Genomic DNA, 24,084 nt, shown 5'->3' with positions numbered 1-24,084 from the left:
GCCCGCTACGTGCGGGCGCCATGCTTTGGCAGCTAACCCAAATGTTGTGGGTTGGCGGCGTGTGGTTGTTGCACATCGGTCTGCTGCCGGTGCTGGGGCGAATAGGCCTGGCACCGCTGCTGATCGACGAAATCGCAGGCACGCTGAATGCGCTGATGGTGGGATTCGCCACGGTGTGCGTGATTTTTCAGGTTTTGGTGCTGGTTCAGGCCGAGAGCCTTGCCAGTCTATGGCGGGATATTCGCGGGCAGCTGCTGCTGATGGCGTTGTACGCGTGTGCGATGTATTTCGCTGTGCGCTTCGGTTGGCCGGAGGCGGTACATTGGCAGCTGTTCAGCTATCTTGTCCTGGGATTTTCCGGGTTGGTGCTGGTGATGCAGCCGGTGCCCGGATGGGGTGTCAGGGCGCGCGAAGCACACCCTGATCCTTGCCATCACTTGAAGCGATGAACGTTCGACAGTTGCTTGTTGACGCTGAAGTTCTTGCGGTAAATCAGTGCCATCTTGCCGATGACCTGAACCAGATCCGCTTTGCCGGCCTTGCACAGTTCTGCAATGGCCGCCAGGCGCGATTCGCGATCGAGGATGTTGAGCTTGATTTTGATCAGCTCGTGATCCGCCAGCGCGCGTTCAAGTTCGGCTAACACACCTTCAGTCAAACCGTTGTCAGCCACAATCAAAACTGGTTTCAGATGGTGGCCAATGGATTTGTACTGTTTCTTCTGCTCTTGAGTGAGCGGCATAATCTGACCCCTGCGTCTGATCTTGTAAAAAGCGGCGGCCAGTTTACCCGAGCGAGTCCGGGACCGCCCAGTTAATCACGACCCGTTTTATTTTCGAGGTGGCCCGTGGCCCGTTCCAAGACAAGTCTTAAATGGCTGCAAGAGCATTTCAACGACCCATTCGTGAAAATGGCGCAAAAAGACGGGTATCGCTCCCGTGCCAGCTACAAGCTGCTGGAGATTCAGGAAAGGGATCGTTTGATCCGTCCGGGCATGAGCGTGATCGACCTGGGCGCCGCCCCGGGTGGCTGGTCCCAGGTGACCAGTCGTCTGATTGGTGGGCAAGGCACGCTGATCGCTTCCGACATCCTGGAAATGGACAGCATCCCCGATGTGACCTTCATTCAGGGCGACTTCACCGAGGACGCCGTGCTGGCACAGATCCTTGAGGCGGTCGGAAATAAGGAAGTAGACCTTGTGATTTCCGATATGGCCCCCAATATGAGTGGACTGGCATCTGTTGATATGCCGAGATCGATGTTCCTGTGCGAGTTGGCGCTGGATCTTGCGACTCGGGTGCTGAAGCCGGGTGGTGATTTTTTGATCAAAATCTTCCAGGGTGAAGGTTTCGACGAATACCATAAGAGCGTGCGCAAGCAGTTCGAAAAGGTCACGACGCGCAAGCCGAAATCGTCGCGCGATCGTTCCCGTGAGCAGTACTTGCTGGGCCGTGGTTTCCGTGGTCGCAGCGAGGAGTAAGAGGTTTTTCGACCGGGGTGATAGGTTTTTCGTATTTCGCCCCGTGAGCATTAGCGAATATTGTGTAGAAAGTGTTTCACAAAGGGTTACAGACGGCGCCTGCCAGAGCCGTAGGTAATGTAGTAAGTTAGGCCGGTGAATATCATGCGAAGCGCGCGCCATTAGCGGAGCTTGCTTCAGAGGGTAGTTAATTGAACGATATGGCAAAGAATCTGATCCTGTGGTTGATCATCGCGGCTGTCCTGGTGACGGTGATGAACAACTTCTCCAGCCCTAACGAGCCGCAGACCCTCAACTATTCCGACTTCATCCAGCAGGTCAAGGATGGCAAGGTCGAGCGCGTAGCGGTTGATGGCTACGTGATTACCGGCAAGCGCAACGATGGCGACAGCTTCAAGACCATTCGTCCGGCAATCCAGGACAACGGTCTGATCGGCGACCTCGTGGATAACCACGTCGTGGTCGAAGGCAAACAGCCTGAGCAGCAAAGCATCTGGACTCAACTCCTGGTCGCAAGCTTCCCGATCCTGGTGATCATCGCCGTCTTCATGTTCTTCATGCGGCAGATGCAGGGCGGTGCGGGTGGCAAGGGCGGGCCGATGAGCTTCGGCAAGAGCAAGGCGCGCCTGCTCTCCGAAGATCAGGTGAAAACCACTCTGGCTGATGTTGCCGGTTGCGACGAAGCCAAGGAAGAAGTTGGCGAGCTGGTCGAGTTCCTGCGTGATCCGGGCAAGTTCCAGCGTTTGGGCGGTCGCATTCCTCGTGGCGTGCTGATGGTCGGTCCTCCAGGTACCGGTAAAACCTTGATCGCCAAGGCGATTGCCGGCGAAGCCAAAGTGCCGTTTTTCACCATTTCCGGTTCCGATTTCGTCGAAATGTTCGTCGGTGTCGGTGCCAGCCGTGTTCGTGACATGTTCGAGCAGGCCAAGAAACACGCGCCATGCATCATTTTCATCGATGAAATCGACGCCGTCGGTCGCCATCGTGGTGCCGGCATGGGTGGCGGTCACGATGAGCGCGAACAGACGCTCAACCAGTTGCTGGTGGAAATGGACGGTTTCGAAATGAATGACGGCATTATCGTCATTGCTGCGACCAACCGTCCCGATGTACTGGACCCTGCGTTACTGCGTCCGGGTCGTTTCGACCGTCAGGTCGTGGTCGGTCTGCCGGATATCCGTGGTCGTGAGCAGATTCTCAAAGTCCACATGCGCAAAGTGCCAATGGGTGACGACGTCGCCCCAGCCGTGATCGCCCGTGGTACACCTGGTTTTTCGGGTGCCGACCTGGCTAACCTGGTAAACGAGGCTTCGCTGTTCGCAGCCCGTACGGGCAAGCGCATCGTCGAGATGAAAGAGTTCGAACTGGCCAAGGACAAGATCATGATGGGCGCTGAGCGCAAATCCATGGTCATGTCCGAGAAAGAGAAGCAGAACACCGCTTACCATGAAGCGGGCCACGCTATCGTCGGTCGCGTCGTGCCTGAGCATGATCCGGTCTACAAGGTGTCGATCATTCCGCGCGGTCGCGCACTTGGCGTGACCATGTTCCTGCCTGAAGAAGATCGCTACAGCCTGTCCAAGCGTGCGTTGATCAGCCAGATCTGCTCGCTGTACGGCGGTCGTATCGCTGAAGAGATGACCCTGGGTTTCGACGGCGTCACCACGGGTGCGTCCAACGACATCATGCGTGCCAGCCAGATTGCACGGAACATGGTGACCAAGTGGGGGTTGTCGGAAAAACTCGGTCCGTTGATGTACGCCGAAGAAGAGGGCGAAGTGTTCCTCGGTCGTGGCGGTAGTGGTCAGCATGCCAGCTTCTCTGGCGAGACAGCCAAGCTGATCGACTCCGAGGTGCGCAGCATCATTGACCAGTGCTATGGCACGGCCAAGCAGATCCTCACAGATAACCGTGACAAGCTTGACGCCATGGCGGATGCCTTGATGAAGTACGAGACGATCGATGCCGATCAGATCGATGACATCATGGCGGGTCGCTCACCTCGCGAACCTCGTGACTGGTCTGGCGGCAGCGATACATCCGGTACGCCTCCGGCGGTGCAGAATGGGCGTCCGGAAACCCCCATCGGTGGCCCGGCTGCTGACTTATAAGGCTTGAAATGACTTTTGTTCAGTCCTCAACCCGGTTGCCTTGCGGCAACCGGGTTCTTGATTTGGCCCAGGCGCATGTCATGGGTATTCTCAATGTCACTCCCGACTCCTTTTCTGATGGCGGCCGATACAGTCAGCTGGATGCGGCCCTGCGTCACGCCGAGGCGATGGTGGTGGCCGGCGCAACGCTGATCGACGTCGGTGGCGAATCGACCCGGCCCGGCGCCAGGGCGGTTTCGCCACTTGAGGAGCTGGAGCGTGTAGCGCCCATCGTCGAGCGCATTCATCGTGAACTCGATGTGATTATCTCGGTCGATACCTCCACGCCGGCGGTCATGCGTGAAACTGCAAGGCTGGGAGCGGGGTTGATCAATGACGTGCGTTCGTTGCGCCGAGACGGAGCCCTGGATGCAGCAGCGGCCACCGGCTTGCCGGTGTGCCTGATGCATATGCTCGGCGAGCCGGGCGACATGCAGGACGATCCGCATTATCAGGATGTTACGAAAGAGGTCGGCGAGTTTCTCGCCGAACGCATGGTCCAGTGTGCGTCGGTGGGTATCCCCGCAGAGCGGATCATCCTCGATCCGGGCTTCGGTTTTGCGAAAAACTTGCAGCACAACCTGAGCTTGTTCAAGCACATGGAGGCCCTTCATGCCTTGGGGCGGCCCCTGTTGGTCGGGGTATCGCGAAAGAGCATGATCGGGCAGGCCTTGAATCGGCCGGTGGGAGAGCGCCTGCATGGCGGTCTGGCGCTGGCGGCGCTGGCTTTGGTCAAGGGCGCGCGTATATTGCGCGTCCACGATGTGGCCGAAACGGTCGACGTGGTGCGGATGATCGCTGCTGTAGAATCAGCCGAATAAGAATGATGGAGTACTTATGAGCAAGAAATATTTTGGCACCGACGGCATTCGTGGTCGGGTCGGTCAATACCCGATTACTCCTGACTTCATGCTCAAGCTTGGCTGGGCTGCAGGCATGGCGTTCCGCAGCATGGGGGCCTGCAAGGTGCTCGTGGGCAAGGACACCCGAATCTCCGGTTACATGTTCGAGTCGGCGCTTGAGGCCGGGCTCACATCGGCAGGTGCTGACGTAATGCTTCTGGGGCCGATGCCGACGCCGGCTATCGCCTATCTGACACGTACCTTTCATGCCGAAGCGGGCATCGTGATCAGTGCGTCGCACAATCCTCATGACGATAACGGCATCAAGTTTTTCTCCGGAAGGGGCACCAAGCTCCCGGACGAAGTCGAGCTGATGATCGAAGAGCTGCTCGATACCCCGATGACCGTGGTTGAATCGAGCAAGATCGGCAAGGTATCGCGAATCAACGACGCCTCGGGCCGTTATATCGAATTCTGTAAGAGCAGCGTTCCGACCGGCACCAGTTTTGCCGGCCTGAAGATCGTGATCGACTGCGCCCACGGTGCGACCTATAAAGTGGCGCCTAGTGTGTTCCGTGAGTTGGGGGCCGATGTCGTTGTGCTTTCGGCTCATCCAAATGGCCTGAACATCAATGAAAATTGCGGCTCGACTCATATGGGGCCGTTGCAAGCCGCCGTATTGGCTGAGTACGCTGATTTGGGCATCGCCTTTGATGGTGATGGTGATCGAGTCCAGATGGTCGATCACACCGGTGCTGTCGTCGACGGCGATGAGTTGCTGTTCATCATCGCTCGTGATCTGCATGAGCGCGGCAAGTTGCAGGGCGGCGTGGTCGGCACGCTGATGAGTAACCTGGGGCTGGAATTGGCCCTGGCGGATCTGGCGATTCCTTTTGTGCGCGCCAATGTTGGCGACCGCTACGTAATCTCCGAGTTGCTGGAGCGCGATTGGCAGGTGGGAGGTGAAAACTCGGGGCACATTGTCTGCTTCAGTCATACCACCACCGGTGATGCGATCATTGCTGCGCTGCAGGTGCTGATGGCGCTGAAAACGCGCTCGGAAGGCCTGGCTCAGTCTCGTCAGGCGCTGCGCAAGTGTCCTCAGGTGCTGATCAATGTGCGGTTTGGCGGTGGTGCGAGCCCGCTCGAGCATCCGACAGTCAAAGCGGCCAGTGACCGTGTCACCCAGGCGATGGCCGGTCGTGGGCGCGTGCTGTTGCGCAAGTCCGGGACAGAGCCGCTGGTACGAGTCATGGTCGAGGGCGAGGACGAAATGCAGGTTCGCGGTTACGCCGAAGAGCTGGCAAAACTGGTAACTGAAGTTTCTGCCTGATTTCGGCTTGCCAGCCATGATTGTGTTGGGTAACATCTGCGCCCACTTTGACCGACGAGGTACAGCATGCGTCGCCCTATGGTAGCTGGTAACTGGAAGATGCACGGTACCCGCGCCAGCGTCGCTGAGCTGATCAACGGCCTTCGTCATCTGGCCTTGCCGAGCGGTGTTGATGTCGCGGTATTCCCGCCTTGCTTGTATATCAATCAAGTGATTGATGGCTTGGAAGGTAAGTCGATTTCGGTCGGCGCGCAGAACTCTGCGGTGGAATCCATGCAAGGTGCATTGACCGGTGAGGTTGCGCCGAGTCAGTTGGAGGATGCAGGTTGTTCCCTGGTGCTTGTCGGGCACTCCGAGCGCCGCCAGATCATGGGCGAGCAGGACGGAATGCTGATTCGCAAGTTCGCAGCGGCACAGGCATGTGGCTTGATTCCGGTGTTGTGTATAGGGGAAACCCTTGAGCAGCGTGAAGCCGGGAAAACTCTTGAGGTTGTCGGGCGTCAGCTGGGCAGCATCATCGAGGAGCTGGGTGTTGGTGTCTTTGCAAAGGCAGTAATCGCTTACGAGCCGGTCTGGGCCATTGGCACCGGGCTGACTGCTTCGCCGCAACAGGCGCAGGATGTGCACGCAGCCATTCGCGCTCAGTTGGCGGCAGAGAATTCTGAAGTCGCACAAGGTGTGCGGCTTCTATACGGCGGCAGCGTGAAGGCGGCCAATGCGGTCGAACTGTTCGGCATGCCGGATATCGATGGGGGGCTCATTGGTGGAGCTTCCCTGAATGCAGATGAGTTCGGTGCGATTTGTCGCGCCGCGGGAAACTGAAAAAATGCTGGAAACAGTCGTAGTCGTTTTTCATCTGCTGGGTGCATTGGGCGTAGTTGCTCTGGTTTTGCTGCAGCAGGGTAAGGGTGCGGATGCTGGCGCGTCTTTCGGAGCAGGTGCTTCAAATACTGTGTTCGGAAGCCAAGGTTCCTCTACCTTTCTTAGTAAGTTTACTGCTATACTTGCCGCCGGTTTCTTCATAACCAGCTTGGGGTTAGGTTACTTTGCTAAAGAGAAGGCTCATCAGCTGACTCAAGTAGGTTTGCCAAATCCAGCAGTGTTGGAAGTTCCAAAGCAAAAACCGGCTTCTGATGATGTCCCGGTGCTTCAAGAGCAAAAGTCGGCTACTCCAGCGACTGACGTGCCTCCAGCTCAAGAGCAGAAGTAAGAAGAGTTTCAAACGTAGTATTGCCGAGGTGGTGGAATTGGTAGACACGCAACCTTGAGGTGGTTGTGCCCATAGGGTGTAGGGGTTCGAGTCCCCTTCTCGGTACCAATTATCAGGAGAGCCCGCTGTTGCGGGCTTTCTTGTAGGTGGAAGGTTACATTGACCCTGTCAGGGATCGGTCGTATACTTCCGCCCCAGCTTTGTCGCGGGGTGGAGCAGTCTGGTAGCTCGTCGGGCTCATAACCCGAAGGTCGTCGGTTCAAATCCGGCCCCCGCAACCAGTTTAAGGAGCCCCTTTTAAGGGGCTTTTTGTTAGCTGGACACTTTCTACGCCGCTATTCGACGGCGTTTCAAGGATGGGCGTTTCGCCCATTTTTTTATTTTGCACAGCATGCACATACATGCACGAGGGGGTTCAGGTGTCGAGCAAGCTAGAAGAGTTGCAGGCCTTGCTGGCCCCGGTGGTCGTGGCCCTAGGCTATGAATGCTGGGGTATTGAGTTTTCGGCTCAAGGTCGCCACTCAATGTTGCGCGTTTATATCGATAAAGAGGGCGGTGTGCTGGTGGACGATTGTGCCATCGTCAGCCGCCAGATCAGCGGTGTACTGGATGTTGAAGATCCTATCGCTGTTGAATATACCCTTGAAGTTTCCTCGCCTGGCATGGAACGCCCACTGTTCACTATTGAGCAGTTTGCAAAATTTGCCGGTGAACAAGTGAAGATCAAGCTGCGCTCGCCTTTTGAAGGCCGACGCAACTTTCAGGGCCTTCTGCGCGGTGTAGAAGAGCAGGACGTCGTGGTGCAGGTTGAAGACCATGAGTTCCTGTTGCCGATCGATATGATCGACAAGGCCAACATTATTCCCAGTTTTGACTGAGACGCGGATCCCGCGGATCCAATGGCTTGCGAAAGGCGAGGCGTACGATGAGCAAAGAAGTACTGCTGGTTGTTGAGTCGGTATCCAATGAAAAGGGCGTACCGGCAAACGTAATTTTTGAAGCGCTGGAGCTGGCTCTGGCCACTGCTACCAAAAAGCGTTTCGAGGACGAAGTCGATCTGCGTGTGGAAATCAATCGCCACACCGGTGCTTACGAGACATTCCGTCGCTGGACGGTCGTCGAAGAAGCAGACCTGGACGATCCGGCCATCGAAACCTGGCCGAGCAAGGTTGCCGAAACGCATCCTGGCGCCAAGGTCGGTGACGTTGTCGAAGAAAAGATCGAATCCATCGAGTTCGGCCGCATTGCTGCACAGACTGCCAAGCAAGTCATCGTGCAGAAAGTTCGCGAAGCCGAGCGTGCTCAAGTCGTTGACGCCTATCGCGAGCGCCTGGGAGAAATCATCTCCGGCACCGTGAAGAAAGTCACCCGCGACAACGTGATCGTCGATCTGGGCAACAACGCTGAAGCGTTGCTGGCCCGTGAAGACATCATCTCTCGCGAAACTTTCCGGGTTGGCGTGCGTCTGCGTGCGCTGCTCAAGGAAATCCGCACCGAGAACCGCGGCCCGCAGCTGATCCTGTCGCGTACCGCGCCGGAAATGCTGATCGAGTTGTTCCGCATCGAAGTGCCGGAAATCGCCGAAGGCCTGATCGAAGTAATGGCTGCGTCCCGCGACCCGGGTTCGCGCGCCAAGATCGCGGTCCGCTCCAAGGACAAACGCATTGATCCGCAAGGCGCTTGCATCGGTATGCGCGGTTCGCGCGTCCAGGCAGTGTCCGGCGAGTTGGGCGGTGAGCGTGTGGACATCGTCCTGTGGGACGATAACCCGGCTCAGTTCGTGATCAATGCAATGTCGCCGGCTGAAGTGGCGGCAATTATCGTTGACGAAGATGCCCATGCAATGGACATCGCCGTTGGCGCAGACAATCTGGCTCAGGCCATCGGTCGCGGTGGTCAGAACGTGCGTCTGGCTAGCCAGTTGACTGGCTGGACCCTGAACGTGATGACCGAATCGGACATCCAGGCTAAGCAGCAAGCAGAAACCGGCGACATCCTGCGCAACTTCATCGACGAGCTGGAAGTCGACGAAGACCTGGCACAGGTGCTGGTAGATGAAGGCTTCACCAGCCTGGAAGAGATTGCCTACGTACCGTTGGAAGAAATGCTCAACATCGACGGCTTTGACGAAGAAACCGTCAACGAGCTTCGCGCTCGCGCCAAGGATCGTTTGTTGACCAAAGCCATCGCTACTGAGGAAAAGCTGGCAGACGCCCATCCGGCCGAAGACCTGCTCTCGCTTGAGGGTATGGACAAGGATTTGGCGATGGAACTGGCGGTGCGCGGCGTAATTACCCGCGAAGACCTGGCCGAGCAGTCTATTGACGACCTGCTCGACATCGACGGCATTGACGATGATCGTGCCGGCAAGTTGATCATGGCCGCCCGAGCCCACTGGTTCGAGTAATTAGGCGCGGCCTGAGGAGAGAAGTGCATGACGCAAGTCACGGTGAAACAACTGGCCGATGAGGTCAAAACACCGGTAGAGCGCCTGTTGCAGCAGATGCGTGAGGCAGGTCTGCCGCACACCGCCGCCGAAGAACATGTGACTGACAGTGAGAAGCAATCTTTGCTGACTCACTTGAAAAGCAGCCACAAGGCGAAAGTGGAAGAACCACGCAAGATTACACTGCAGCGTAAAACCACCAGCACCCTGCGTGTTGCTGGCAGCAAAAGCATCAGTGTTGAAGTTCGCAAGAAGAAAGTTTTCGTTCAGCGCAGCCCGGAAGAAATCGAAGCCGAGCGCAAACGCGAACTGGAAGAACGTCGCGCAGTAGAAAATGCTGCACGTCAGAAGGCTGAAGAAGAAGCCAAGCGTCGCGCCGAAGAAGAAGCGCGTCGCCAGCCTGCTGCTGCGCAAACCGCTACGAACGACGCTGTTGCAGCACCTGCTGCAGTTGCCGAGCCAGTACGCGAAAGCGCACCGGTTGTGGCTGCTGCACCAGCACCGTCTGCTGACGTTCGCAACAAGCAGAACGAACAGCGCCGTCCGGACAAACCACGCGCCGACGATAGCAATCGTCGTGGCAGTGGCGATGGTGAGCGCAAAAACGCTCCGCATCGTGCTTCGGTCAAGGAAAAAGCGCCTGCTCCACGCGTTGCCCCACGTACTACCGACGAAGAAAGCGATGGCTTCCGTCGTGGTGGTCGCGGCAAGGCCAAGCTGAAGAAACGCAACGCTCACGGTTTCCAGAGCCCAACCGGCCCTGTAGTGCGCGAAGTGAAGATCGGCGAGACCATCACTGTTGGCGATCTCGCCCAGCAGATGTCGGTCAAGGCAGCTGAAATCATCAAGTTCATGTTCAAACTGGGTACTCCAGCGACCATCAACCAGGTACTGGATCAGGAAACTGCCCAACTGGTTGCCGAAGAGCTGGGCCACAAAGTGACCCTGGTCAGCGACACTGCCCTGGAAGATTCCCTGGCCGAGTCCCTGAAGTTTGAAGGTGAAGCGTTCTCCCGTGCACCGGTTGTGACCGTAATGGGCCACGTTGACCACGGTAAGACCTCGCTGCTCGACTACATCCGTCGTGCCAAGGTAGCGGCTGGCGAAGCCGGCGGTATCACCCAGCACATCGGTGCGTACCACGTTGAAACTGATCGTGGCATGGTCACTTTCCTCGACACCCCTGGTCACGCCGCGTTCACCGCGATGCGTGCTCGTGGTGCCAAGGCGACCGACATCGTGATCCTGGTGGTTGCAGCGGACGACGGCGTAATGCCGCAGACCGTTGAAGCTGTCCAGCACGCCAAGGCTGCCGGTGTTCCGCTGGTTGTTGCCGTGAACAAAATCGACAAGCCGGGCGCCGATCTCGATCGCATCCGCAGCGAACTGTCGGTTCACGGCGTGACCTCGGAAGAGTGGGGCGGCGATACCCCGTTCGTATCGGTTTCGGCGAAAGTCGGTACCGGCGTGGACGAGTTGCTCGAAGCTGTCCTGCTGCAAGCTGAAGTTCTCGAACTGAAAGCGACTCCTTCGGCCCCAGGTCGCGGTGTTGTGGTTGAATCGCGTCTCGACAAGGGTCGTGGCCCGGTTGCTACCGTTCTGGTTCAAGACGGTACCCTGCGCCAAGGCGACATGGTGCTGGTCGGTTCGAACTATGGCCGCGTTCGCGCCATGCTCGACGAGAACGGCAAGCCAATTAAAGAAGCCGGTCCATCCATCCCGGTCGAGATCCTCGGCCTGGACGGTACCCCGGACGCTGGCGACGAGATGAGCGTAGTTGCCGACGAGAAGAAAGCCCGTGAAGTGGCTCTGTTCCGTCAAGGCAAGTTCCGCGAAGTCAAACTGGCCCGTGCTCACGCTGGCAAGCTTGAAAACATCTTCGAGAACATGGGTCAGGAAGAGAAGAAGACGCTCAACATCGTCCTCAAATCCGACGTCCGTGGTTCGCTGGAAGCGTTGAACGGTGCCTTGAACGGCCTGGGTAACGACGAAGTGCAAGTGCGTGTGGTCGGTGGCGGTGTCGGTGGTATCACCGAGTCCGACGCCAACCTGGCACTGGCCTCCAACGCTGTACTGTTTGGCTTCAACGTGCGTGCCGATGCCGGCGCTCGCAAGATCGTCGAGCAGGAAGGTCTGGATATGCGTTACTACAACGTGATCTACGACATCATCGAAGACGTCAAGAAAGCCCTCACCGGTATGCTGGGCAGCGATGTTCGCGAGAACATCCTGGGTACCGCTGAAGTGCGTGACGTGTTCCGTTCGCCGAAGTTTGGCGCGATCGCCGGTTGCATGGTTATCGAAGGTGTTGTTCACCGTAACCGTCCAATCCGTGTACTGCGTGAAGACATCGTTATCTTCGAAGGCGAGCTGGAATCCCTGCGCCGCTTCAAGGATGACGCTTCCGAAGTACGTGCCGGCATGGAATGCGGTATCGGCGTGAAGAGCTACAACGACGTCAAAGTCGGTGACAAGATCGAAGTCTTCGAGAAGGTTCAGGTTGCTCGCAGCCTCTGACTCGCGCACTTCAAGGGCCACGATGAGCCGCCGCATGCAGATGCGCGGCGCAACGTCCGGACTCTAAACGCAACGCCCGGTCTGGCTTTTGTCAGGCCGGGCGTTTGCCGCTTTCAGACCCCTCGGGTTTCACCGTGGGGCAGTAACAGGTAACAAGACATGGCAAAAGAATACAGCCGTACCCAACGTATCGGCGATCAGATGCAGCGTGAGCTGGCACAGCTGATCCGTCGTGAAGTCAAAGACCCGCGCGTCGGCCTGGTCACCATTACCGCTGTTGAAGTCAGCCGTGACGTCGGTCACGCCAAGATCTTCATCACCGTGATGGGGCAGGACAACGCCGAAGACATCGCGCAAAGCATCAAGGTGCTCAACTCGGCCGCCGGTTTCCTGCGTATGCAGCTGGCTCGCGAAATGAAGTTGCGCAGCGTTCCGCAGTTGCACTTCCATTACGACGAAAGCGTCGTGCGTGGCGCGCACCTGTCGGCCCTGATCGAGCGTGCGGTGGCTGAAGACAATCAGCACCCGGTAGCGGCTGAACCCGAAGACGCCAAGGAGTAATCGGTGGCTCAGGTCAAACGTATCCGTCGTAACGTCAGCGGCATCATCCTGCTCGACAAGCCGCTGGGGTTCACCTCCAACGCGGCGTTGCAGAAGGTCCGCTGGTTGCTCAATGCCGAAAAGGCCGGGCACACCGGCAGTCTCGATCCGCTGGCCACCGGCGTGCTGCCGTTGTGCTTCGGCGAGGCCACCAAGTTCTCGCAATACCTGCTCGATTCCGACAAGGGTTACGAGACTCTGGCGCAACTGGGCAAGACCACCACCACGGCGGATGCCGAAGGTGAAGTTTTGCTGGAGCGCCCGGTGACCGTTGGTCGCGCCGATGTCGAGGCTGTGCTGCCGAAATTTCGCGGTCAAATCAGTCAGATACCGCCTATGTACTCGGCGCTCAAGCGTGACGGGCAGCCGCTGTACAAGCTGGCCCGTGCAGGCGAAGTAGTGGAGCGCGAACCGCGTTCTGTTACTATTGCGCGCTTGGAATTGCTGGCCTTTGAAGGTGATACTGCGCGGCTGGCGGTGGATTGCAGCAAAGGCACCTATATCCGCACCCTGGTGGAGGATATCGGTGAGCAACTCGGTTGTGGCGCTTACGTGGCTGAATTGCGACGTACCCAGGCCGGGCCTTTCACGCTGGCGCAGACTGTCACGCTCGAAGAGTTGGAAGCGGTACATGCCGAAGGCGGCAACGAAGCGGTTGATCGCTTCCTGATGCCATCGGACAGCGGCCTGCTGGATTGGCCACTGTTGCAGTTCTCGGAGCACAGCGCGTTCTACTGGCTCAACGGCCAACCGGTACGCGCCCCGGATGCACCGAAGTTCGGCATGGTACGGGTACAGGATCACAACGGTCGCTTCATCGGTATCGGTGAAGTGAGCGAAGACGGGCGCATCGCGCCACGTCGACTGATTCGGTCAGAATGACCGGAACCGGCCTGTGTAACAGCAGGCTGGCGAGTGTGGCTGTTAACAGGCACGGTCACTACTCATTTATAGATACAGGGATTTGTCCCTGGCCTGTTGAAGCTGTTTCTTTGAAACAGTTTCCTGATAAAAGGATTGCCTCATGGCTCTCGACGTTCAAGAAAAAGCTCAAATCGTAGCTGACTACCAGCAAGCTGTTGGTGACACTGGTTCGCCAGAAGTGCAAGTTGCACTGCTGACCCACAACATCAACAAACTGCAAGGTCACTTCAAGGCCAACGGTAAAGATCACCACTCCCGTCGTGGTCTGATCCGCATGGTTAACCAGCGTCGTAAGCTGCTGGACTACCTGAAAGGCAAGGATCTGGGTCGTTATCAGGCTCTGATCGGTCGCCTGGGTCTGCGTCGCTAATCAGCGATTGCGCTAGAGGTTGGTTGTCTGTCGTGCATCAGTGGGTTTCCCGCTGGCGCATGGCAGGCTCCCAGCCTCAAGTTTTATCTGGATAGTCGTTTTACCCTGGACAGGCGTTGGGCCGATTCCCGACATTGCCCAAGAATTTCGCAAGAAGACAAGTTCCCCAAGAGCCACAAAAGAAGGTAGGACACCGTGAACCCGGTAATCAAAAAATTCCAGTTCGGTCAGTCGACCGTTACCCTCGAGACCGGCCGTATCGCCCGTCAGGCCTCCGGCGCAGTATTGGTCACCGTTGACGATGACGTCAGCGTATTGGTGACCGTAGTCGGTGCCAAACAAGCCGATCCAGGCAAGGGCTTCTTCCCTCTGTCCGTTCACTACCAGGAAAAGACTTACGCTGCCGGTAAGATCCCTGGCGGTTTCTTCAAGCGTGAAGGCCGTCCTTCCGAGAAAGAAACCCTGACTTCCCGACTGATCGACCGTCCGATCCGTCCGCTGTTCCCAGAAGGTTTCATGAACGAAGTGCAGGTTGTCTGCACCGTCGTTTCCACCAGCAAGAAAACCGACCCGGACATCGCTGCGATGATCGGTACCTCGGCTGCCCTGGCCATCTCCGGCATTCCTTTCGATGGCCCGATCGGCGCTGCCCGCGTTGCGTTCCACGAAAGCACCGGCTACCTGCTGAACCCGACTTACGAACAGCTGAAAGCATCGAGCCTGGACATGGTCGTTGCCGGTACTTCGGAAGCCGTGTTGATGGTTGAATCGGAAGCCAAAGAGCTGACCGAAGACCAGATGCTGGGCGCGGTACTGTTTGCTCACGACGAGTTCCAGGTTGTGATCAACGCTGTTAAAGAACTGGCTGCGGAAGCTGCCAAGCCGACCTGGACCTGGGCTCCACAGCCAGAAGCCACCGCACTGCTGGGCGCGATCCGTGCCGAGTTCGGCGAAGCGATCTCCCAGGCTTACACCATCACCGTCAAAGCCGACCGTTATGCACGTCTGGGCGAGCTGAAAGACCAGGTGGTTGCCAAGTTGTCCGGTGAAGAAGGCCAGCCTTCGTCCAGCGAAGTCAAAGCGGCTTTCGGCGAAATCGAATACCGCACCGTTCGCGAAAACATCGTTAACGGCAAGCCACGTATCGACGGTCGCGACACCAAGACCGTACGTCCGCTGAACATCGAAGTCGGTGTTCTGCCGAAGACTCACGGTTCGGCACTGTTCACCCGTGGCGAAACCCAGGCTCTGGTAGTCGCGACTCTGGGTACTGCCCGTGACGCACAGCTGCTGGACACCCTGGAAGGCGAGAAAAAAGACCCGTTCATGCTGCACTACAACTTCCCTCCGTTCTCGGTAGGTGAGTGTGGTCGCATGGGTGGCGCTGGTCGTCGCGAAATCGGTCACGGCCGTCTGGCCCGTCGTTCGGTTCAGGCCATGCTGCCTGCTGCCGACGTGTTCCCGTACACCATCCGTGTTGTGTCGGAAATCACCGAGTCCAACGGTTCGAGCTCCATGGCTTCGGTCTGCGGCGCTTCCCTGGCTCTGATGGACGCCGGTGTGCCGATGAAGGCGCCGGTTGCCGGTATCGCCATGGGTCTGGTTAAAGAAGGCGAGAAATTCGCCGTCCTGACCGACATCCTGGGTGACGAAGACCACCTGGGCGACATGGACTTCAAAGTAGCCGGTACCGCCAAAGGTGTGACCGCGCTGCAGATGGACATCAAGATCAAGGGCATCACCGAAGAAATCATGGAAATCGCTCTGGGCCAAGCCCTTGAAGCGCGCCTGAACATCCTCGGTCAGATGAACCAGATCATTGGCCAGTCGCGTACCGAGCTGTCGGAAAACGCTCCGACCATGATCGCGATGAAAATCGACACCGACAAAATCCGTGATGTCATCGGTAAAGGCGGCGCGACCATTCGTGCGATCTGTGAAGAAACCAAGGCTTCGATCGACATCGAAGACGACGGTTCGATCAAGATCTTCGGCGAAACCAAGGAAGCTGCAGAAGCTGCACGTCAGCGCGTTCTGGGCATCACTGCTGAAGCGGAGATCGGCAAGATCTACGTTGGCAAGGTTGAGCGCATCGTCGACTTCGGCGCATTCGTCAACATCCTGCCGGGCAAGGACGGTCTGGTTCACATCTCCATGCTGAGCGATGCTCGCGTCGAGAAAGTGACTGACATCCTGAAAGAAGGCCAGGAAGTGGAAGTGCTGGTACTGGACGTGGACAACCGCGGCCGTATCAAGCTGTCCATCAAAGACGTAGCAGCAGCCAAGGCTTCGGGCGTTTAATCACCCCCTTCGCCTGACCGCTTCAACGTTATAAAAAATGCCCCGCCGTGAAAACGGCGGGGCATTTTTTTGTGTGCAAGAAGATCAAAAGAATCGCAGCCTGCGGCAGCTCCTGCCCGAGATTGTGTTCAACCCCGATATGGCGGCATACATCGAATCTGTAGGAGCTGCCGCAGGCTCGGGCCGCGTTCGGACGATCTTTTGATTTTGTGGTGCGCGAAGTTGCCTGACTGCATAGCCAGTGCTAGGTTTAGCCCACCGCCCGTGTAGCTCAGCCGGTAGAGCAGCGCACTCGTAACGCGAAGGTCGCAGGTTCGATTCCTGTCTCGGGCACCATTTTCTTCTTCATTTCACCTTTCTGCTCAGGTCCTCGACGGTGCGCTTGAGCTGATCCATCGCGCGATCCTGATCGCTGATCTCCCGTTTGAGGCTGGAGATTTCGCTGTTGTTCGAGCTTGAGCTGGAGCCGCTGTTGCGCTTTAGCTCTTCCACTTGCTTGCCAAGATTATTCAGATCGCGTTCCTGCTCGTTGACCGTGCGCTTGAGGTCGTCAATCTCCTTGCTGCTGGAACTTGAGCTGGAACCGCTGTTGCGTTTGAGCTCTTCGATCTGACGGGCCTGCTCGCTGAGGGTGCGCTTCTGGCTTTCCAGTTCGGTGGCATTGGCCTTCACAGTTTTTTGCAGATTTTCCAGATCATCGATGCTGACGCTGGTTCTGACGAGTGTGTCCTTGCCGAATGAATTGTGGAGGGCGGAAATTTTGTCGGAGTACAACGCAGGGTCAGAGGTCACTTCGACAGCAGCTTGAGCCGCGCTGGCTAAAATCAGGCTGCCGAGCAGCAGGGTAGCGGTCGCAAGCTGGGCAGACAAAAGCTTGGAAAAACTGCGCATCACCGGGTTCCTTGTGAAGTGCCGATATGGCACATCGCTATGACTTGGGATTTCGACTTATGTTCCCAAGGCCTCCTGCACCTCATGCTCGTGGCTTTTTGTGGGATAGATGTAAAGACCCGTGTGAATCCTCGACAAAACGTCCTATATTCGTTGTCTGCATGAGCATCGCCCAGCAGTTTTCAGATGATCCCGAATGGTTCTGAAGGCCAGACAAACCGGGCTTCTAACGGTTTTTTGCGTCAGAGAGATCCTTGATGATCCAGATCCATCTTCCATTCCTCAGATCAGCGAGAACGCCATGACCGTTAAAGAATTGAGTCAAGAAGCCAGACACAAAGAAGCCCTCAAAATGTACGCGCTAGATGCGCACGAGTTGATGGAAGAGATCAAGGACTTGCCAGCCGACGATCAGAAAGACCAGATCCAGTGGGCGTTCGAGGATGAAGCAGAAGCTCAGGGCTTGCAGCCGTGGGAACTGACGCTCAAGTACACCTCAAGCCCGCAAGAGTACGAGGCTGCGCGCCTGGCGCTGCACAAGGAGGCGGCCGAGGTATTGGGCGTCGAGTGGGAAGAGTACTGCGAGATGAATAATCTGGTGGTCTGACCTGTGGGAGCGGGCTTGCTCGCGAAGAGGGCGTGTCAGTCGACGTAAATGTCGCCTGACACACCGCCTTCGCGAGCAAGCCCGCTCCCACATTTGAATCGGGCGTTTTCTCGATCAGAGGCTTAAACGCATCGACAGATCCACAGCCTTCACATCCTTGGTCATCGCACCAATCGAAATATAATCCACCCCGGTTTCGGCGATGGGCAGCAGCGTGCTTTCGTTGATACCACCGCTGGCCTCCAGTTTTGCCTTGCCGGCGTTCAGGCGCACAGCTTCACGCATGTCGTCCAGGCTCAGTTCATCAAGCATGATGATGTCGGCACCCGCCGCCAGGGCTTCTTTGAGCTCCGCCAGGTTCTCCACTTCGATCTCCACCGGTTTGCCCGGGGCGATCTTGTGCGCGGCCTTGATGGCCTCAGGGATGCCACCGCAGGCGGCGATATGGTTTTCCTTGATCAGGAAGGCGTCATACAAACCGATGCGGTGATTGTGGCAACCGCCGCAGGTTACGGCGTATTTCTGGGCCAGGCGCAGCCCCGGCAGGGTTTTGCGGGTGTCGAGCAGCTTCACCTGAGTGTCGGCGACGAAATCGGCCAGGTATTGCGCGCGAGTGGCCACGCCGGAAAGCAGTTGCAGGAAATTCAGTGCACTGCGTTCACCCGTCAGCAGCGAGCGTGCCGGGCCTTCAAGGTGGAACAACGCCTGATTGGGCTTTACCCGTTCGCCGTCACGCACCTGCCAATGAACCGCAACCCGCGGGTCCAATTGCCGGAAAACCGCATCGACCCAGGCGGTGCCAGCCATGACAGCCGCATCGCGGGTGATGATGGTGGCTTTGGCCAGGCGTTCGGCCGGGATCAGTTGCGCAGTGATGTCGCCGCTGCCGATGTCCTCGAGCAACGCACGGCGCACGTTGGCTTCGATTTCGGCGGTCAAATCGGCGAGACGTAGATTCGGCATAACGGGCTCCACAAACAAAGTGGCCCGATTATAGGGCCATGGTGCGAGGCAACCCAAGGCATCAACGGCCATTCCATCGTTCGCCAACCTGCATTTGGTCGATTTGCGCGAGCAATCAGCACTTGGCAAGGGTCTTTCATAAACGTCTATTTCCAAGGCAAGGGCAGAGTCTGCTGGCACAAGGAGAGTCTTTTGCAGATAATTCGCCTTGCATTTGACGTCATAGCTTTGACGTAACTTTGGATTCCCGATTATTGAATGACAACGGGTGCTGACTGTTCCCGTTGAGCGCCGGCTGTGTGGCCGGCGCACTCGATCTTTCTCACCGAACCGAAGAATCACCGTTTCAGGAGGCTTGGATGCACAACGACGGGAATGTAGTGCCTTTGCACAAGGCGACTACCGATCAGGCGAGTCACTCGCCGCTCGCCCGCCTGCCTGTGATTCTGCTTCAGGTTCGCGACAAGGCCGTTCAACAGCTCAAGCAGGATTTGCAGGCGCTGTTCGATAACGCCGACGACACCCTGTTTGAAATGGCCGATCGGGCCCGAAACGACGTCGAGCAAAACATCTTCTTCGAAGCCATGCGTGATCTGCGTCTCAAGCGCAAAAGTATCGAACGCGGTTTTCTCGAGCAATTCTGCGATGCTTTCGTCGGCCTCACGCAGCACGACACCTCTCACTCGGCCGTGCCTCGGGCATTGGCTTTCGATGCCTCGGCGCTGTTACCCAATGACGACATGGAGCGCAATGTGGCGGTGGAGGCCATGGTCGGCAAGGTGCTGAGCCGCGACGGTTTCGCCCTTGACCAACTCACCGCTCGACTCAGCACACTGCTGGGCAAGATGCTGGTCGAACAACACAATCCCATGGGCCCGACGCTGCTCTGCGAGTATTTTTTGCAGGCCGGTCGCAACCTGGGGATGGAGATCAAGGTCAAGCTGATCATCCTCAAGCTGTTCGAGCGCTATGTGCTCAGCAATGCTGATCAACTTTATGCCGAAGCCAATCAACTGCTGATCGCCACCGGCGTGCTTCCCGACCTCAAGCCCGCCCCGGCGCGACGTGCTACCGATCGGGCTGCTGCCAGTGTTGATGCCGATCTTGCCGAGGCAGGAGGACGCTGCGGCAGTCCCCAGGTCGACGACAGTGTGCAGGAGGTCTTCGCCGCCTTGCAGGAGTTGCTGTTCCATGTGCGTGGCAGCGTTGCGCCGACCCTGGAGGCCAGTGCCGAGCCTCAGCCCATTTCAACCCGCGACCTGATGCGCCTGCTCTCGCACTTGCAGCAATACGTGCCGGCGTTGGCAGCCCAGGACGACTTCGATCTGCGTAACCAGCTCGAACAACTGCTGACCCGGGTCAGCGTCAAGAGCGGCAAATCGCGCGTGGTCGGGGTGGCCGACGAAGACGTGATCAATCTGATCGCCATGCTTTTCGAGTGCATCCTCGATGACCGCAACCTGCCCGACTCCCTCAAGGCGCTGATCGGCCGTTTGCAGATACCGATGCTGAAAGTCGCGGTACTCGACAAGAGCTTTTTCAGCCGCGCCAGTCATCCTGCCCGGCGCTTGCTCAATGAAATCGCCGCCGCAGCCATGGGCTGGGGTCATTGCGATGCCCATGAGCGCGACAGTCTGTACCTGCGCATCGAGCAAGTCGTGCAGCGCTTGTTGAACGATTTTGTCGATGACCCGGCGATCTTTTCCGAGCTGCTGGCGGACTTTCTCGCCTTCACCAGTGACGAGCGCCGTCGCAGCGAATTACTCGAGCAACGCACCCGTGACGCCGAGGAAGGCCGCGCCAGGACCGAGTTGGCGCGTCAGCGCGTCGAGCAGGCGCTGAACCAGGCATTGGTGGGCAAGGTGCTGCCCCATGGCGTTGTGGCGTTTATCCAGGAGGCCTGGAGCAAAGTGCTGTTGCTGACCTGCCTCAAGCACGGTGATCAGTCCGCCGAATGGCACGCCGATGTGCAGACCATGGCGCAATTGATCTGGAGCGTGCAGCGCCATGACGAACCCGATGCGAGCCTGCGCTTGTTGTCGCTGGTGCCGGGGTTGCTCAAGTCATTGCGCGATGGGCTGAGCAGTTCGGCATTCGATCCGTTTGCCACCAGCGAGTTTTTCAGCGAGCTGGAGGTCTTGCACGTTCAACTGTTCGAACGTCCGGGCCAGAAAAATACACCTGACGGGCCGATGATGGTCGAAGTGCTGCAGGACATCGTGCTTCGAACCGCTGATGAAGGCCCGGTCGAAGCGACCTCGGTGCGTTTGCTGGAGAACGATGTCACTCTGCATCAAGTTGATCAGCTACGCCCGGGCTGCTGGGTCGAATTTCAGGAAGACGAGGAAAACACCCTGCGCTGCAAGCTGGCGGCGATCATTGAAGCCACTGGCAAGTACATCTTCGTCAACCGTACCGGGATGAAAGTGCTGGAGCACAGCCGTATCGGTCTGGCCCTGGAATTCCGCCGTGGTGCGGTGCGAACGCTGGACGACACCTTGCTGTTCGACCGGGCGCTGGAGTCGGTGCTCGGTAATCTGCGGCGTCTCAATCGCGGCAAGTGATCGCGCGCCGAGGGTCTATCGCGGCATACTGGGCGCCAACACAGTCTTCGTTGAAGGAACCTGTATGCAGTTGGACCCCGCGAGCGGTTGGTGTCAGGGTGTGCGCGTATGCCCCTCGCCCAACTTCAATGCGCGCCCCGAAGGCGAAATTTCCCTGCTGGTGATCCACAACATCAGTCTGCCGCCCGCGCAGTTCGCCACCGGCAAGGTGCAGGAATTTTTCCAGAATCGTCTGGATGTCACGGAACATCCCTACTTTGCAGGGATCGCTGACCTGCGGGTGTCTGCGCATTTTCTGATCGAACGTGACGGCACCGTCACTCAGTTTGTCTCTTGTCTTGAGCGTGCCTGGCATGCCGGCGTTTCGTGTTTCGAAGGACGGGACACCTGTAACGATTTTTCCGTGGGCATCGAACTCGAAGGCACGGATGATCTGCCGTTCACCGACGCCCAATATCAAGCGTTGACGGCCCTGACCCGACAATTGCAAAGCGCCTTCACCGGCATCACCGCACAGCGCATTTGCGGGCATAGCGACATCGCACCCGGGCGCAAGACCGATCCGGGACCGGCATTCGACTGGGCACGCTATCGCGCGGCTCTGGCAAAAGCCGATCTGGAAAAAGAGGAATAACAATGAGTTTTCTGGTGCTGCTGTTGGCGGTGTGGATCGAGAAGTTCTCGGCCCTGCGTCATCGGATTCAACGTGATGGCGGTTGGGTGCGGGAGCTGAGCAAGCTTGAGGCCAACCCACGCATGACAAACCGTCCGTGGCTGATACTGGTGGTGCTGGTGTTGTTGCCGGTGGCGCTGCTGGGTTTGCTGTTGGTGGTGCTGGAGCCGGTGGCCTACGGCTTGCTGGCGTTGCCGGTGCACCTGCTGGTGGTGATTTACAGTCTGGGCCGTGGTGATCTGCTGGCCGGCCTCGGGCCGTTTCGTGATGCCTGGCGCCGGGAAGACCTGCAAGCCGCCGCCCATGTGGCCAATCGCGACCTGGATATTTGCGCCGACAGCGGCGAGCAACTGCTGGAGCGGGTACAAGGGCATTTGCTGTGGGAGGCCTATCAGGGCTTTTTCGCGGTGATCTTCTGGTACTTCCTGCTGGGTCCGGTCGCGGCCCTGAGTTATCGACTGCTGGCGCTGGCCGAAGAGCATGGGCAGAACCCGGCGGTGGTCGAACGCGCCGCACAACTGCGTCACGCGTTCGATTGGGTGCCGGTGCGACTGCTGGCGGCGAGTTTTGCGCTGGTCGGCAACTTTGTCGCGGTCGGCCGGGTGATGCTGCACGAGCTGCTGAACTGGAACATCAGCGCCGTTCAGCTGATCGAGAAAGTCGGGCTGGTGGCGGGTGAAATTCCGGCGCCGGTGGTGGGGCCGGACGGCATCAACAGCCTGGACCGGATCTGGGAACTGCTGCTGCGCGCGGCGGTGCTTTGGTACGCCGGGTTTGCGTTGTGGACTGTTTTGTCCTGATTTCTGCTTTGAATCGAAAAGATCGCAGCCTTCGGCAGCTCCTACAGGGATCGTATGAATCTGTAGGAGCCCCCGAAGGCTGCGATCTTTTTCGTTAACCTTAAGTTACAAACCCCCCCATCGATTTAGGCTATACAGAGACAGCGCCAATAGTGGCTATCTGCTGTCTCTGCGCGCCTGCCATAAAAATAAGAAATCAAAGGGAGACTTCACAGTGAAGAGCTTGCTCTATCCTGCCGTCGCGCTGATGAACCGCCTGAGCTTCGGCATGAAGTTCAGCTTGATCAGCGTCCTGTTCCTCGTGCCCATGCTGGTGACCAACTTCTATTTGGTGCGCGATTCCTATCGCGAATTCCAGGGCACCCAGGTCGAACTGCAAAGCCTCGACCTGTTGGGCAGCGGCCTGAGCCTGCGCCGGGATCTGGAAACCCTGAACAACCTGGTGCAGATCAATGTCACCCTTGGCCAGTCCGGCAAGGCAGGCCATGTCGAATCGAATATCAGCGCTCTGGAGCAAAGCGTTCTGAGCCGTTTGCAAGGGCTGGCGGCGATGACCACTGACCCGGAACAAATCAGCTTTTTCGATGGCAAGCGCGATGAAATGATCGCGGCGTTCAAGGCTCAGCAAGCGGAAAATTCCCTGCAAAGCAAAAGTGCGCTGATCGGCAAGTTGCTCGGCAATGCGCAGATTTTCAGCCAGATCATCGCCAGTCAGGCCGGCCTGAGCCGCGACAGCCAGAGCGACATGCGTCAGTTGAGCGAACTCATCACCAACGTCACGCCGGCCGTCACCCAAACGCTCGGTGAGGGCCGGGCGATGGGGTCTTATTCGTTGGGGCAGGGCTTTCTCAATTCGGCGTCGAGTACCCGTTTCGATGAGTTGCTGGCGCAGATCGAAAAGCTTCAGGCCGAATACGGTCTGAAGTTGCAGGACACGCTGGGCTCCAGCAAAGCGGTGCATGAAACCCTGAGCGCTCAGGCTGAAAGCAGCAAGGCCTCCCTGAAAAAGGCCAGTGAACTGTTCGAAGAACACGTGGTGATGGCCGATACCCTCGATGCACCGTGGCAGGCCTTTTACGATCAGGTCACGGGCCTGATGGATCGGACCTATCAACTCAATGAAGCCACGCTGAAGTTTCTCGGCACCCAGTTGCAGCAGCGGCTGGAGCAGCACCGCACCCACATGGTCTTGCAGGTCGTGGCGCTGGCGCTGGTGTTTGTGTTGATTTTTTACCTCTACGGCGGTTTTTACGCCTCGACCCGCACCACCCTCAAGCGTCTTGGCGCGGTGATGGACAAGGTGGCGGCCGGTGACATGACCGTGACTTTCAGCGCCAACAGCCGCGATGAACTGGGCGAGTTGGGCGAGGTGTTTACCGGCACCGTAAAGAAAATCCACGACCTGATCGAGCG

Annotated in this window: 22 protein-coding genes, 3 tRNA genes and 1 pseudogene; 23 read left to right on the top strand and 3 right to left on the bottom strand. The window is 57.9% G+C overall.

Going from position 1 to position 24,084, the window contains the following annotated elements; translation table 11 throughout:
• Positions 1–20: 20 nt before the first annotated feature.
• Entirely contained in the window at positions 21–449 is a 429-nt protein-coding gene (locus KGB14_RS16790; protein ID WP_223487901.1) for an MFS transporter, read from the top strand.
• Here the strand turns inward: KGB14_RS16790 and KGB14_RS16785 are convergent.
• A complete protein-coding gene (locus KGB14_RS16785; RefSeq protein ID WP_007900503.1) occupies positions 434–742 on the bottom strand; it encodes a YhbY family RNA-binding protein in 309 nt (102 codons plus the stop codon). The genes KGB14_RS16790 and KGB14_RS16785 overlap by 16 nt on opposite strands.
• Before the next feature lie 105 nt (positions 743–847).
• On the opposite strand from KGB14_RS16785, the gene rlmE reads away from it, so the two are divergent.
• The 17 genes from rlmE (at position 848) to KGB14_RS16700 (ending at position 16,509) form a co-directional block, all read left to right on the top strand.
• Positions 848–1,480 carry a 23S rRNA (uridine(2552)-2'-O)-methyltransferase RlmE gene (gene rlmE, locus KGB14_RS16780; protein WP_201114939.1) on the top strand — a complete coding sequence of 211 codons (633 nt, stop codon included), beginning with the start codon at positions 848–850 and terminating at the stop codon, positions 1,478–1,480.
• A 200-nt stretch (positions 1,481–1,680) separates the two neighbouring features.
• Entirely contained in the window at positions 1,681–3,591 is a 1,911-nt protein-coding gene (gene ftsH, locus KGB14_RS16775; RefSeq protein WP_223487884.1) for an ATP-dependent zinc metalloprotease FtsH, read from the top strand.
• Positions 3,592–3,599: 8 nt separating this feature from the next.
• Complete coding sequence (gene folP / locus KGB14_RS16770; protein ID WP_223487883.1) at positions 3,600–4,451, top strand: dihydropteroate synthase; 852 nt, start codon at positions 3,600–3,602, stop codon at positions 4,449–4,451.
• 16 nt (positions 4,452–4,467) lie between these two features.
• Positions 4,468–5,805: a phosphoglucosamine mutase gene (gene glmM, locus KGB14_RS16765; protein WP_223487882.1), complete on the top strand. Its 1,338-nt coding sequence runs from the start codon at positions 4,468–4,470 to the stop codon at positions 5,803–5,805.
• Positions 5,806–5,871: 66 nt separating this feature from the next.
• Positions 5,872–6,627, top strand: a complete 756-nt coding sequence (gene tpiA, locus KGB14_RS16760) for a triose-phosphate isomerase (RefSeq protein ID WP_223487881.1) — start codon at positions 5,872–5,874, stop codon at positions 6,625–6,627.
• A gap of 4 nt (positions 6,628–6,631) precedes the next feature.
• The gene (gene secG / locus KGB14_RS16755) at positions 6,632–7,015 is read left to right on the top strand and encodes a preprotein translocase subunit SecG (RefSeq protein WP_201194393.1); all 384 of its coding nucleotides are present in this window, start codon (positions 6,632–6,634) and stop codon (positions 7,013–7,015) included.
• Positions 7,016–7,037: 22 nt separating this feature from the next.
• Positions 7,038–7,123, top strand: a tRNA-Leu gene (locus KGB14_RS16750).
• Positions 7,124–7,219: 96 nt separating this feature from the next.
• Positions 7,220–7,296: transfer RNA gene (locus tag KGB14_RS16745), tRNA-Met, on the top strand.
• 138 nt (positions 7,297–7,434) lie between these two features.
• Positions 7,435–7,893 carry a ribosome maturation factor RimP gene (gene rimP, locus KGB14_RS16740; protein WP_010463487.1) on the top strand — a complete coding sequence of 153 codons (459 nt, stop codon included), beginning with the start codon at positions 7,435–7,437 and terminating at the stop codon, positions 7,891–7,893.
• A gap of 47 nt (positions 7,894–7,940) precedes the next feature.
• Positions 7,941–9,422 carry a transcription termination factor NusA gene (gene nusA, locus KGB14_RS16735; protein ID WP_007900474.1) on the top strand — a complete coding sequence of 494 codons (1,482 nt, stop codon included), beginning with the start codon at positions 7,941–7,943 and terminating at the stop codon, positions 9,420–9,422.
• A gap of 27 nt (positions 9,423–9,449) precedes the next feature.
• Positions 9,450–11,978 carry a translation initiation factor IF-2 gene (gene infB / locus KGB14_RS16730; RefSeq protein ID WP_223487880.1) on the top strand — a complete coding sequence of 843 codons (2,529 nt, stop codon included), beginning with the start codon at positions 9,450–9,452 and terminating at the stop codon, positions 11,976–11,978.
• 159 nt (positions 11,979–12,137) lie between these two features.
• The gene (gene rbfA / locus KGB14_RS16725; protein ID WP_007942872.1) at positions 12,138–12,539 is read left to right on the top strand and encodes a 30S ribosome-binding factor RbfA; all 402 of its coding nucleotides are present in this window, start codon (positions 12,138–12,140) and stop codon (positions 12,537–12,539) included.
• A 3-nt stretch (positions 12,540–12,542) separates the two neighbouring features.
• The gene (gene truB / locus KGB14_RS16720; protein WP_223487879.1) at positions 12,543–13,460 is read left to right on the top strand and encodes a tRNA pseudouridine(55) synthase TruB; all 918 of its coding nucleotides are present in this window, start codon (positions 12,543–12,545) and stop codon (positions 13,458–13,460) included.
• A gap of 142 nt (positions 13,461–13,602) precedes the next feature.
• Entirely contained in the window at positions 13,603–13,872 is a 270-nt protein-coding gene (gene rpsO, locus KGB14_RS16715; RefSeq protein WP_003176135.1) for a 30S ribosomal protein S15, read from the top strand.
• A 195-nt stretch (positions 13,873–14,067) separates the two neighbouring features.
• Entirely contained in the window at positions 14,068–16,173 is a 2,106-nt protein-coding gene (gene pnp / locus KGB14_RS16710; protein WP_222589742.1) for a polyribonucleotide nucleotidyltransferase, read from the top strand.
• A gap of 37 nt (positions 16,174–16,210) precedes the next feature.
• Entirely contained in the window at positions 16,211–16,378 is a 168-nt protein-coding gene (locus tag KGB14_RS16705) for a hypothetical protein (protein ID WP_223487878.1), read from the top strand.
• Positions 16,379–16,433: 55 nt separating this feature from the next.
• A tRNA-Thr gene (locus tag KGB14_RS16700) sits at positions 16,434–16,509 on the top strand.
• A gap of 9 nt (positions 16,510–16,518) precedes the next feature.
• Here KGB14_RS16700 and KGB14_RS16695 read toward each other — a convergent pair.
• On the bottom strand, positions 16,519–17,064 hold the full coding sequence (locus tag KGB14_RS16695) for a hypothetical protein (protein ID WP_223487877.1): 546 nt from the start codon (positions 17,062–17,064) through the stop codon (positions 16,519–16,521).
• Between the two features lie 301 nt (positions 17,065–17,365).
• On the opposite strand from KGB14_RS16695, the gene KGB14_RS16690 reads away from it, so the two are divergent.
• Complete coding sequence (locus KGB14_RS16690; protein ID WP_223487876.1) at positions 17,366–17,671, top strand: DUF6388 family protein; 306 nt, start codon at positions 17,366–17,368, stop codon at positions 17,669–17,671.
• 114 nt (positions 17,672–17,785) lie between these two features.
• Here the strand turns inward: KGB14_RS16690 and nadC are convergent, their stop codons facing one another.
• On the bottom strand, positions 17,786–18,634 hold the full coding sequence (gene nadC / locus KGB14_RS16685; RefSeq protein WP_223487875.1) for a carboxylating nicotinate-nucleotide diphosphorylase: 849 nt from the start codon (positions 18,632–18,634) through the stop codon (positions 17,786–17,788).
• Between the two features lie 359 nt (positions 18,635–18,993).
• Between nadC and KGB14_RS16680 the strand changes: the two genes are divergently transcribed.
• From KGB14_RS16680 to KGB14_RS28670, 4 genes and pseudogenes are all read left to right on the top strand, one after another.
• Positions 18,994–21,198, top strand: coding sequence for a DUF1631 domain-containing protein (locus tag KGB14_RS16680; protein ID WP_223487874.1), 2,205 nt, complete (start codon positions 18,994–18,996; stop codon positions 21,196–21,198).
• 64 nt (positions 21,199–21,262) lie between these two features.
• Positions 21,263–21,832 (top strand): 1,6-anhydro-N-acetylmuramyl-L-alanine amidase AmpD, encoded by a 570-nt coding sequence (gene ampD / locus KGB14_RS16675; protein WP_223487873.1) that lies wholly within the window; start codon positions 21,263–21,265, stop codon positions 21,830–21,832.
• Between the two features lie 2 nt (positions 21,833–21,834).
• Positions 21,835–22,671, top strand: coding sequence for a regulatory signaling modulator protein AmpE (gene ampE / locus KGB14_RS16670; RefSeq protein WP_223487872.1), 837 nt, complete (start codon positions 21,835–21,837; stop codon positions 22,669–22,671).
• 247 nt (positions 22,672–22,918) lie between these two features.
• A pseudogene (locus KGB14_RS28670) lies at positions 22,919–24,058 on the top strand (HAMP domain-containing protein); the annotation flags it as partial.
• Positions 24,059–24,084 lie beyond the last annotated feature (26 nt).

The organism is Pseudomonas sp. A-RE-19 (assembly GCF_019956555.1).
Classification (GTDB): Bacteria; Pseudomonadota; Gammaproteobacteria; order Pseudomonadales; family Pseudomonadaceae; genus Aquipseudomonas.
The sequence above is the reverse complement of the archived record's forward strand: the minus strand, read 5'-3'. Positions and strand labels throughout refer to the sequence as shown.